Source organism: Streptomyces sp. NPDC126510, from assembly GCF_040302345.1.
Classification (GTDB): Bacteria; Actinomycetota; Actinomycetes; order Streptomycetales; family Streptomycetaceae; genus Streptomyces.
On record NZ_JBEORR010000018.1, the window covers coordinates 33,832 to 46,479 of the forward strand.

2 protein-coding genes are annotated in these 12,648 nt (G+C 72.3%); both read left to right on the forward strand.

The features are described 5' to 3' along the window. Window positions 1-28: 28 nt before the first annotated feature. Window positions 29-10,933 carry a non-ribosomal peptide synthetase gene (locus tag ABTX60_RS24780; RefSeq protein WP_352099198.1) on the forward strand — a complete coding sequence of 3,635 codons (10,905 nt, stop codon included), beginning with the start codon at window positions 29-31 and terminating at the stop codon, window positions 10,931-10,933. Further along, a complete protein-coding gene (locus tag ABTX60_RS24785) occupies window positions 10,923-12,623 on the forward strand; it encodes an ABC transporter ATP-binding protein (protein WP_352099199.1) in 1,701 nt (566 codons plus the stop codon). Before ABTX60_RS24780 ends, ABTX60_RS24785 begins: the two co-directional genes overlap by 11 nt. Window positions 12,624-12,648 lie beyond the last annotated feature (25 nt).

Here is a 12,648-nt window from a genome sequence, read left to right on the forward strand (position 1 = left end):
ACATTCTGGAAGGGACGCTGAGTCTTCGATGATGGAACCGCGCGCTCGTCTCGTACTGCTTTCCCCCTCGCGCCTGGCCGATGTGCGCCGGCGGATCGGCGACTACCCGGACCGGACCATCACCGAGGCCTGTGCCATCGGCCTGTCGTACTGGGCGACGGGCTCCAGCCCGGAGGGCATCGACCTCACGCCCGGCACGCTCTTCGCCGACGTCCTCGGCTGGGTCGACAACGGCGGTACAGCGTCCGGCGGTTGGGGCGTCGCCCCGGACGGCCGCGGCATCACCGTCCCCGAGGGCGTCGCCCCCGAGGACGCGCAGCTCGCGCTGGACGACCTGGCCGACTTCCCGGACCGGCCGCTGGGCACCATCGGCCCGTCCAGCGTGGAGGCCCGACTCCGGGTGCTGTCCCAGTGGAACGACAACCGGGCCGACCGGGACCGCCCCACCATCGTGGAGATGTTCCACCGGCAGGCGAGCGCACGACCGGACGCCGTGGCGATCGTCGACGAGCACCGCTCGCTGACCTACCGCCAAGCAGCCGAACACGCGGCCCAGTTGGCCCATCATCTGCTCGCCCGCGGACTCGGATCCGAACAGGTCGTCGGCATCTCGCTGACCCGCTCCGCCGACATGGTCGTCGGGCTGCTCGCCGTGCTCCAGGCCGGCTGCGCCTTCGTACCGCTCGATCCGCAGTGGCCCGCCGCGCGCCGGGCCGTGGTCATCGAGGACGCCCGGGTCGTCGTCCAGCTCAACGCCTCCGGCGAGTACGACCCGGCCGAACCGGACGCCGTGGCCGTCGACCTGGGCGACTGGCGGTACGGCTCGTACCCGGTGCAGGGGCCCGACACCACCGTCCTCGGTGACGCGCTGGCCTATGTGATCTTCACGTCCGGTTCGACCGGGCGGCCCAAGGGCGCGATGATCCGGCACGAGGCGATCAGCGAGCGCCTGCTGTGGCAGGTGAACGAGATCCTCGGCTTCGGCCACGACGACGCCTCGCTGTTCAAGGCGCCGCTGTCCTTCGACATCTCCATCAACGAGATCTTCCTGCCGCTGGTCTCCGGCGGACGGCTCGTCGTCCTGCGGCCCGGCGGCGAACGCGACCCGCACCACCTGCTGAGCGTCATCGCCGAACAGCGCGTCACCTTCACCTACTTGGTGTCGTCCATGCTGGACGTGCTGCTGGAGATGGCAGGCGACTCCGGCCGCCTGGACAGCCTGCGGCACGTGTGGTGCGGCGGGGAGGTCCTCACCCCCGAGCTGTACGAGCGCTTCCGCACCAAGCTCGACAACATCCCCATGTACCACGGCTACGGCCCCGCGGAGACCACCATCGGCGTCTCCCACGTCATCTACCGGGGCGCCGCGGAACGCCTGTCGACGTCCATCGGCAAGGCCAACCCCAACACCCAGCTCTACGTCCTGGACGACGAACTGCGCCCGGTCCCGGTCGGCGTCGGCGGCGAACTCTACGTCGGCGGCTTCCTCCTGGGCCGCGGCTACGCGGGCGCGCCCGGCCTGACCGCCTCACGCTTCGTCGCCAACCCCTTCGCGAACGACGGCTCCCGCCTCTACCGCACCGGCGACCTCGCCCGCTTCGCCCCCGACGGATCGCTGGACTTCCTCGGCCGCGCCGACAACCAGATCAAGATCCGCGGCATGCGGCTGGAGATCGAGGACGTCGAGGCCGGCCTCGCCGAGCACCCCAGGGTCCGGCACACCTGCGTCGTCGCGAAGAAGAACACGGCCGGGGGCACCTACCTCGTCGGCTACGTCATACCCGCCGCCGGCGCCGAGGACCTGGGCGCGGACGAGGTGAAGGTGTGGGCCGCGGCGCACATGGTCGAGTACATGGTGCCCGCCCACATCGTGGTGATGGAGGAGTTCCCGCTCACCGCCAACGGCAAGCTCGACCGGAACGCGCTGCCCGAGCCCACGCCCGGGACGCGTGCACTCGCCCGCCCCACCACCGACGACGAGCGGGCGGTGTGTGCCGCGGTCGCGGAGGTGCTGCGCCTCGAAGAGGTCGGCGTCGACCAGGACTTCTTCCAGCTCGGCGGCGACAGCATCCTCGCGATCTCCCTGCTGAGCGCACTGCGCGAGCAGGGCCTGCACGTCACGGCACGGCAGATCTTCACCCACGGCACGGTGGGCGCGCTGGCCGCGGTCGCGAGTCGCGAGGACGTCGCCGCCGTGGACCACGCCGATGTCGCCACCGGCACCGTCGTCGGCTCACCCATCGTGCAATGGCTCGGGGAAACCACGGACGCCGTCGACGGCTTCGTCCAGTCGGTCGTCCTGAACACCCCCGCGGACCTGACCGCCGACGGCCTCGACACGATCCTCACCGCCCTCCTCGCCCGGCACGACATGCTCCGCGCCAGGCTGGTGCGCGGCAGCCGCTGGAGCTTCGACATCCCCGAGGCGGACCGGGCCGAGCCCGGCCGGCAGCGCAGCGACCGACCACTCGACGAGTGCATCGCCCTCGCCACAGCCGGACTGGACCCGGCGAACGGCGTGATGCTCCGGGCCGTCTGGCGCCCCGAGGCACGCCAACTCGTCCTCGTCGCCCACCACGTGGTCGTCGACGGCGTCTCCTGGCGCATCCTGATGGAGGACCTGGCCACCGCCTGGCGGCAGTACAGCTCGGGTGAGCCCGTCGAACTGCCCCCGGCGGGCACCTCGTTCCGGCGCTGGACCCAGCTGCTGGAACGTGCCGCGTTCGACGCCGACAGTTCCGCCTACCGGCGCCCCCTGCCGGGCGAGGACCAGCCGCTGGCCCACCGCGCGCTGTCCGAGACGGACACCGTCGCCGGAGAACGCCTGCGGACCGTCACCGTCGGCCCCGAGGTCACGGCCGCGCTGCTGGGCGAGGTCCCCGCGACGTTCCACGCCGGCGTCAACGACGTGCTCCTCACCGCCCTCGCCGTCGCCCTCGCCCGGTGGCGCCGCGACCTGGGCCAGGACCAGACCTTCGCCCACATCGAGCTCGAAGGCCACGGCCGCGAAGGGCAGTTCGTGGCGGGCTCCGCCGGCTTCGAACCGGAACTGTCCAGGACGGTGGGCTGGTTCACCACCCTCTTCCCGGTCACCGTCGACCCCGGCACGGCATCCGACCTCACCGCCCCCGCGTACCTGACCGCCGCCCTCAAGGCGGTCAAGGAGGACCTCGCCCGGGTACCGGACAACGGCATCTCCTACGGCGCCCTGCGTTATCTCGCCCACAGCGAGTTCGACGCCCCCGCACCCCAGGTGCTCTTCAACTACCTCGGCCGCTTCGCCGCCGGCGCGCCGGGCGACTGGCAGCTCGCCGGCACCACCGGCCAGCTGGGTGAGAAGCGCGACCCGCGGATGCGCCTGCCCCGGGCCCTGGAGTTCAACGCGATCGCCGAACCCGCCGCGTCCGGCGCGTACGAGCTGGTCACCACCATCTCCTGGCCCGACGGTCTGTTCACCGATGCCGACATCACGGCACTCGCCGGCTACTTCCGCACGGCCCTGACCGGACTCGCCGCACTCGACCAGGGCGGTCACTCGCCCAGCGACTTCCCCCTCGTACCGCTCACCCAGGCCGACGTCGACACTCTGGACGGCCCTGCGCTGCGGGACATCCTCCCGCTGACCCCGCTCCAGGAAGGCCTCTACTTCCACTCGGTCTTCGACGACGAGTCCGCGGGTGCCTACGTCGAACAGCAACTGATCACGCTGGACGGCGAGGTGGACGCCGACCGGCTCGCGACGGCGGCCACCCGGCTGCTCACCCTCTTCCCGAACCTGGCCGCCCGCTTCACGGCCCTCACCGACGGCCGCGTGGTCTCCGTGCTGGAGAGCGGAGTCGAGGCGCCCTTCACCACGCTGGACCGCCCCGGCATCACCACCGAGGAGATACACGACCTCGCCGAACGGGACCGCCGCACCGGCTTCGACCTGGCCACCGGCCCTCTCATGCGGTACACGCTCATCCGCGCCGGCTCCGGCCGCAACGTCCTGGTGCAGACCGTGCACCACATCATCGCCGACGGCTGGTCGGTGCCGCCCATGCTGCGCGCCCTGCTCGCCGAGTACCACGCGCCGGGCACCGTCCACCCCCTCGGGGGCTTCGCCGACTACGTGCACTGGCTCGCCGGACGCGACGCCGACGAGAGCGACCGCGTCTGGTGCGAGGAACTCGCCGGACTGCCCGGCCCCTCGCTGATCGCCGAAGGCCACACGCCCTCCGACCGGTTCGCCGACACCGCCGTGGAACCCGAGGGCGACCTCGACGCCGCCGTCCGCGAGGCCGGCGTGCCGCTGAGCGTCGCCGTGCACAGCGCCTGGGCCGTCACCCTGGGCGGCATCCTCCAGGGCCGGGACGTCGTGTTCGGCTCCACGGTCTCCGGCCGCGACGCCGACGTGCCCGGCATCGGGGACATGGTGGGCCTGTTCATCAACACCATCCCCGTACGAGCCCGTTGGGCCCCCGAGACCACCGCCGCCGACCTGCTCACCGCCGTACGCGACCACCAGAGCGCCGTCCTGCCGCACCAGCACGTCTCCCTGGCACGCATCGGCCGCCAGGCCGGCTCCGGCTCCCTCTTCGACACGCTCGTCGTGTTCGACGTGGCCACCGACGTGACCTCGCTGCGGCGCCCCGGCGACACGCTGACCATCACCGATCTCGTCAACGAGGGCGCCCCGCACTATCCGCTCACCCTCGTGGTCGAGCGCACCCTCGACGGCCGCCCCCGCTTCAACCTCATCCACGACGGCGACCTGCTGGGCGGGCCGACCGCCCGGGGGATCCTGCACACCTTCACCCGGACCCTGAGCGCCCTGCTCACCCGCCCGGACGCCCGGATCGACGATCTGACTCCGCAGGGCGAACGGCGTCCCGCGCCGATCACCCCGACCACCCTGGGCGCACTGTTCGACACCGCCGCCCGCCGCGACCCGGCAGCCACCGCCGTCACCCAGTGCGGCCTCGACGGCACCACCCGTTCCCTGACCTACGGCGAACTGTCCGACGCCAAGAACGACCTGGCCTCCACTCTGCGCGCGGCGGGCGTCGGCCCGGGCCGACGGGTCGCCGTGGCCGTCCCGCGCTCCCTGGAACAGGTCGTCGCCCTGGTCGCGATCGTCGGAGCGGGCGGTGCGTACGTCCCGCTGGACCTGGCGTACCCGGATGAACGGCTGGAGTACGTCCTCGCCGACGCGGCCCCCCAGGTCGTCCTCGTGGACCGCGACCAGCGCGACCGCTTCACGCGACTCCTGGCCCGGGCGGGGGTGCCCGCGCGCGTGCTGGTGCAGGGCGAAGAGCTGCTGGCCGCCCTCACGGAGCCCGGCCCCGAGCCCGGCTGGCACACCCCCGCCTATGTGATCTACACCTCCGGCTCGACCGGCCGTCCCAAGGGTGTCGTCGTCCCGCACTCCAGCGTGGTGACCCTGCTCGCCCACACCCGGCCCGTCATGGGCTTCGGCCCCGACGACGTCTGGGTCCAGTTCCACTCCTTCTCCTTCGACTTCGCGGTCTGGGAGCTGTGGGGCGCGCTGGCCCACGGGGGTGAGCTGCTGGTGCCCGAGTACGGCCTGACGCGCTCCCCGGTGGACTTCCACCGGCTGGTCCGCGAGCGCGGCGTCACCGTCCTCAACCAGACCCCGTCGGCGTTCTACCAGTTCATCGAGGCCGACCGGCTGGCCGGTGCACCGCTGCCCGCACTGCGCCGCATCATCTTCGGGGGCGAGGCGCTGGACCTCGGGCGGTTGCGCGGCTGGGTCGACCGGCACGGCACGGCGGCCCCCGAGCTGGTCAACATGTACGGCATCACCGAGACCACGGTCCACGTCACCCACCGGACGCTCACCGGCGAGGACTTCGCCCCCGGAGACGACGCCAGCCCCATCGGCGGCCCGATCCCCGGCCTGGTCACCCACCTCCTCGACGACCGGCTCCGCCCGGTGCCGCCGGGCCGCGAGGGCGCCATCTACGTCGCCGGCGACCAGGTGTCACTCGGCTACCTGGGCAGGCCCGGCCTCACCGCGGGCCGCTTCGTGGCCGACCCGTTCGCGGCCGACGGCTCCCGCATGTACCACACGGGCGACCTCGCGATCCGCACCCTCGACGGCGAGCTGGTCTTCACCGGCCGCGCCGACGACCAGGTGCAACTGAAGGGGTTCCGCATCGAGTTGGGTGAGGTCGAGTCGGCGATCAGGGCCGTCGACGGCGTGACCGACGTGGCCGTGACGGTGGCGGACACCGGCGATCATCTGGTGGCGCACGTGGTGGGCGGCCCGCCGGCCGACCTGACCGCCCGTCTGTCGGCCAGGCTGCCCGTCCACATGATCCCGGGCAGGGTGCTGACGATCGAGGCCCTACCGCTGACGATCAACGGCAAGCTCGATCGAAAGGCTCTGGTGGAGCGCCCCGTCAGGGGCGCGGGGAACTGCGCGACAAGCCACAACGCACCCGCAGGCGAACACTCAGCGCTTGCCGCGCTCGTGGAGATCTTCACTGGGACACTGCCCGACACGGAAGTGACCGCCGACACCGACTTCTTCCGCGCCGGAGGCGACAGCATCATCGCCATCACGGTCGTCAACAGGGCCCGGACCCTGGGCCTGCCCCTCACCCCGAGGGACGTCTTCCTGCTCAAGACCCCCCGCGCCCTGGCCGCACACCTGGAAACGAACACCCCCCGGACCGCTCCGGAGACCACCCACCGCGAAGACGGCCCACTGCCCCCCACCCCGATCATCCTCCGCCAACGCGAACTCGGCGGCTCCCTCACCCGCTTCGCCCAGGCCAGGACACTCAATGCCCCCGAGGGCACCGGTTTCACGGACGCCGTGCGCGCCGCGAACGCCGTGGTCGCCGCTCACCCCGCCCTCCGGCTGAGGCTGGGTACCGAACACGGTGTGTGGACCCTCCGCACCGACCCCGCCCGCGAGATCACCGTCGCCCGCCCGGACACCACCGACGCGACAGCCGTGGCGAACGAGGCCGCCGGACGGCTCGACCCGGAGTCCGGTGAGGTCGTCGCGTTCACATGGCTGGAGGCGAGCAGGACCCTCGTCGTCACCGTCCACCACCTCGCCGTCGACTCGGTCTCCTGGCTGATCCTGCTGGACGACCTGGCGGCGGCCCTGCGCAGCGAGCCCCTCGCCCCGCCGACGACCTCGTACGCCGAGTACGCCGAAGCCATGACGCTCCGGTCGGCGGAGGCCGTCGACGACCTCGGCCGCTGGGTCACCACACTCCAGGCCCCCGAACTGCTGCCCGCCCCGGGCCACTTGCGCGCGACGACGGTCGTACTCGCCCCCGACGTGAGCGACCGCCTCACCCGCACCGCGCCCGCCGCACTCGGCGTCGGTCTCACCGAGTTGCTCTGCGGCGCCCTGCGCACCGCGCTGACCAGGATCCAGCCGTCGCCCACCGACCTCGCCATCGACCTGGAGCGGCACGGCAGGGTCCCGGCCCGCGAAGAGCACGACTACACCCGTACCGTCGGCTGGTTCACCTCCATCGCTCCCGTACGGCTCACCCCGCACACCGACCCGGTCGCCGCCGCGCGCGAGGTCGTCGAACGTCAGCCGGACGAGGACGGGCACGTCGCCTACGGCCTGCTCAGGTACCTCAACCCGCAGACGGCCCCGCTGCTCACCGCCCGCCCGCAGGTGCTGTTCAACTACCTCGGCCGCGGCAGCGAGTCCCGGGCGCTGCGCCTCACGGGCGGCGACCAGGACAGCCCGTACGCCGTCGAGGTCAACGCGTGGACCGACGAGGCCACCGGAGGCCTGCTCGCCGAGTTCGTCCTCGCCGAGGGCGTCCCCGACGAGATCACCGAGCACTGGCGCAGCGCCCTGCAACACCTCGCGGACGCCGCGACTAAGGCCGAGCGCACCGCCCCGGTCACCCCGCTCCAGCGCGGCCTGTTCTTCCAGGCCCAGCTGGCGGGCTCGGCCGGACACTACGTCGCACAGAACTGGTTCACCTTCGACCGGCGCCTGGGCACCGGCGCGCTGGCCGAGGCGATGGCGCACGTGATCGCGCGGCACCCGGTCGTCGGCGCCGGTTTCACCACCGACGACGACGGCAACCCGGTACAGGTCCTCAAGGCGGGCCGGCGCGTCGACGTCCGTACGGTCGATCTGGCGACGGACGCGGAGGTCGACGCCCTGCGCGCCCGGGACCGCGACACCGGGTTCGACCCGGGCGAGCCGCCCCTGATCCGGCTGACCGTCGTGCGCCTGCCCGGAAACCGGGACGGCCTGCTGCTCAGCTACCACCTGCTGCTGTGGGACGGCTGGTCCCGCGAGATCGTCCTGCGCGACCTCTTCGACGCCTACCGTGCCGTGCTCGCCGGTGAGCCGCTCGACACCGCACCCGCCACGCCGAGCTTCGAGGAGTACGCCCGGGCGCTCGCCGCCCAGGACTCCGCCGTGGCGGAACGCTTCTGGGCGGACCAGCTGGCCGCCCTGCCCGGCCCCACCCTGCTCGCCGGGCCCGCACCGGCCTTCTCGGACGACCTGCCGAAGGCCCTCGTGCACACGCTGTCCGCCGAACAGTCCGACCTGGTGCGGGAGGCGGCCCGGGTGCACGGAGTCACCCTGAACTCGGTGCTGACCGGCGCGTTCGGTCTGCTGCTCGGCGCGCACACCGGCCGCGCCGACGCCGTGTTCGGCGTGACCGTCTCCGGCCGCGAGGGCGAGGGGCGCTCCGGCATCGTGGGCGTGCTGCTCAACACCGTGCCGATGTGGACCCGGGCCCGCCCGGACGACACCGTCCGCGCCTACCTCTCGGCCGTCCAGACCGCCCGGGTCGAGGCGATGGAGCACGAGCACCTCGGTCTCGGCGAGATCCAGCGGGCCAGCGGCCACGACACCCTGTTCGACAACCTGTTCGTGCTCCAGAACTTCCTGGACATGGACGCCTTCGCCGAGATGAACGCCCGGCACGGCATCACGTCGGTGAAGGCCGACGACTCCACCCACTATCCGTTCACCTGGGTCGTCACGCCTGGCGACCGGCTGACCGTCAAGCTGGAGTACCGCGACGGCGACACCGGCAACGCCCGCCGTCTCCTCGACGACTACCTGAGCGTGCTCCGGGACCTGTCCAGGGCGGCCGGACCGGTCGGCGCGCTGCCGGGACCGGGCACGGTGCCCGTACCGGCCGCACGCACCGACGTCGGCACGGACACCGTCGTCGACCGGTTCGACCAGGCGGCGGACCGCGACCCGCAGCGCGTGGCGCTCGTCGCCCACGGCTCGACGATGACGTTCGCCGAACTCCGCGACCGCAGCAGGGCCGTGGCGGGTGTGCTCGCCGGGCGCGGCATCGGACCGGAGACGACCGTGGGCCTGGCGATCCCGCGCTCCCTCGACTGGGTCGCGGCGCTGTTCGCCGTCCTGCGGGTCGGCGCCGCGTACGTGCCGCTGGAGCTGGACCACCCGGACGAGCGGATCGCCGCCATCGTCGACGACGCCCGCCCGGACGTGATCCTCACCGTGAGCGCGGTCTCGCCCCGGCTGACCGGCGACCTGATCGAACTGGACCGGCCCCTTCCCCGGGCCGAGCCGTTCGTGACGTTCGCGCCGGACGACCCCGACCGCCTGCGCCACCCCGCGTACACGATCTACACCTCCGGATCCACCGGGAGGCCCAAGGGCGTGGTGACCGAGTACGCCGGTCTCACCAACATGCTGATCAACCATCAGCGCCGCATCTTCGAGCCGGTGCTGGCCGAGCACGGCCACCGGACCTTCCGGATCGCCCACACCGTGTCGTTCGCCTTCGACATGTCGTGGGAGGAGCTGCTGTGGCTCGCCGACGGCCATGAAGTGCACATCTGCGACGAGGAGTTGCGGCGGGACGCGCCCCGGCTGGTGGAGTACTGCCTGGAGCACGGGATCGACGTCGTCAACGTGACCCCGACCTATGCGCAGCAGCTGGTGGCCGAGGGCCTGCTGGATGACCCGGCACGGCGGCCCGCGCTGGTGCTGCTGGGCGGCGAGGCCGTCACCCCCACCCTGTGGCAGCGGCTCGCCGAGACCGAGGGCACGGTCGGCTACAACCTGTACGGGCCCACCGAGTACACCATCAACACCCTCGGCGTCGGCACCTTCGACTGCCAGGACCCGGTGGTGGGCGTCGCCATCGACAACACGGACGTGTACGTCCTGGACCCCTGGCTGCGGCCGCTGCCGGACGGGGTGCCCGGCGAGCTGTACGTCTCGGGCATCGGCATCGCGCGCGGCTACCTCGGACAGCCCGCCCAGACCGCGCACCGCTTCGTCGCCTGCCCGTTCGGCGAGCCCGGGGAGCGTATGTACCGCACCGGCGACCTGGTGGTCCGCCGACCGGACGGCAACCTGATGTACCTCGGCCGCACCGACCAGCAGGTCAAGATCCGCGGTCACCGGGTCGAACTCGGGGAGGTGGAGGCCGTGTTCGCCGCGCACCCGGCGGTGCGGTTCGTCGCCGCGGTCGCACAGCCCGACCCCCAGGTCGACGGCGCCCACCGGCTGGCCGCCTACCTGGTGCTGGAGGGCGCCGAGCTCGGAGCCGTCGCCGCCGAAGTGGGCGCCGGACTGCCGGACTTCCTGCGACCCACGCACTACGCGCAGGTCGACGCCATCCCGCTGACGGTGAACGGAAAGGCCGACACCAAGGCACTGCCCGAGGCCAAGCCGCTGGGCGCGCTGACCACGGCGGGGGAGCGGGCCCCGCGGACCGAGACCGAGACCGTGGTGTGCGAGTACTTCGCCGAGGCACTGGACCTGGACGACGACGAGGTGAGCGCGGTGAGCGACTTCGTGTCCCTGGGAGGACACTCCATGCTGGCGGTACGGCTCATCGGGCTGCTCCGCCGCGAGTACGGTCCCGTGATCACCATCCGCGATCTGTTCACCCTGCGCACCCCGGAAGCGATTGCCCGACACCTCGATGACAACTGACACGCAGCCGCCCCGCCACGGGGCCGCCATCCTCCGCACCGCCCTGCGCCGCAACATCGGCGCCATGGCCTGGGGCACCCTCCTCATGGGCCTCTACCAGGCCGGTGAGACCGCCTTCCCCATCGCACTCGGCCTGATCGTCGAGCACACGATGCGCGACGATCGCAGCCTCCAGGCGCTCACCCTGTCGATCGGCGCGCTGGCCGTGATCATCACGACCGTCTCGCTGTCGTGGCGGTTCGGCATGCGGATCCTGCAGAAGGCCAACACGACCGAGGCGCACCGCTGGCGGGTGAAGGTCGCTGCCTGCGGCCTGCAGCCCGTGGCCCGGGACGTCGACCTCAAGTCCGGCGAGGTGCTGACCATCGCCACCGAGGACGCCGACCAGACCGCCGACATCATCGAGGTGGTGCCGCTGCTCATCAGCTCACTGGTCGCGGTGCTGGTCGCGGCGGTCGCGCTGGGCCTCGCCGACGTCAGGCTCGGCCTGCTGGTGATCGCGGGCACCGTCGCGATCCTGTCCGTCCTCAGCGTGATGTCCAAGCGGATCGGCAGCAGCACCCAGGAGCAGCAGGCCCGGGTGGCGCGGGCGGGAGCGAAGGTCGCCGACCTGATCACCGGCCTGCGCCCGCTGCACGGCTTCGGCGGCAACCACGCGGCGTTCCGGTCCTACCGGAAGGTCAGCACCGAGGCGAAGCACCAGGCGATCACCGTCGCCAAGGTGAACGGCGCCTACGCGGGCACCGCGCTGGCCCTCAACGCGGTCCTCGCCGGCGCCGTCACCCTGACGGCCGGCTGGCTGGCGTTCGAGGACCGCATCACCATCGGTGAGCTCGTCATGGCGGTGGGGCTCGCGCAGTTCATCATGGAACCGCTCAAGCTGTTCTCGGAGATGCCCAAGTACGTGATGATCGCGCGCGCGTCGGCCGAGCGCATGGCGCTGGTGCTGGCGGCCCCGCCGGTCATGACGCCGGGATCCGCACGCCCCTCACCGGGCGGCGACCTCGAGATCGACTGCGTCCGCCACGGGACCCTGACCGGGCTGAAGTTCCAGGTCAAGGCTGGCGAGTTCGTCGCCATCGCCCCCTACCAGGCGCGCGCGGCGGCCGACCTCGCGGCGGTCCTGGCCGTGCGGGTCCCGCCCACGGCGTACGAGGGGACGGTACGGATCGGCGGCCGGGAACTGGCCGGCCTCTCCGTCGAGGCGGTCCGTGAGCACCTGCTGGTCAACCCGTACGACGGGGAGATCTTCGCGGGCACGCTGCGCACCAACATCGACCCGTCGGGCACCAGCCGGACCGTCCCCGACGCCGTCGAGGCCTCCATGCTGACCGATGTCGTGGCCCTGCACCGCGAGGGCCTCGACTACGGCGTCCGCGACCGGGGTGCCAACCTCTCCGGCGGCCAGCGCCAACGCCTGTCCCTGGCCCGTGCGCTGGCCGCCGACACCGACGTCCTCGTCCTGCACGATCCGACGACGGCGGTGGACGCGGTCACCGAACAACTCGTCGCCCGCAACGTGGCGAAGCTGCGCCGGGGCCGCACGACGATCGTGATCACCAGCAGCCCGGCGTTCCTGGACGCCGCGGACCGCGTCCTGGTCCTGGACGCCGGATCCATCACGGCCGAGGACAGCCACCGCAACCTGCTGGCCAGAGACCAGGCCTACTGCTCGGCAGTGGCACGCTGACGTTCTTTGTCAGGGGCGCGGGGCT

Bases quoted from the DNA above. Each gene is read 5' to 3' on its own strand.
- ABTX60_RS24780 (WP_352099198.1), top strand. From the start codon at position 29: ATGATGGAACCGCGCGCTCGTCTCGTACTGCTTTCCCCCTCGCGCCTG.
- ABTX60_RS24785 (WP_352099199.1), top strand. From the start codon at position 10,923: ATGACAACTGACACGCAGCCGCCCCGCCACGGGGCCGCCATCCTCCGC.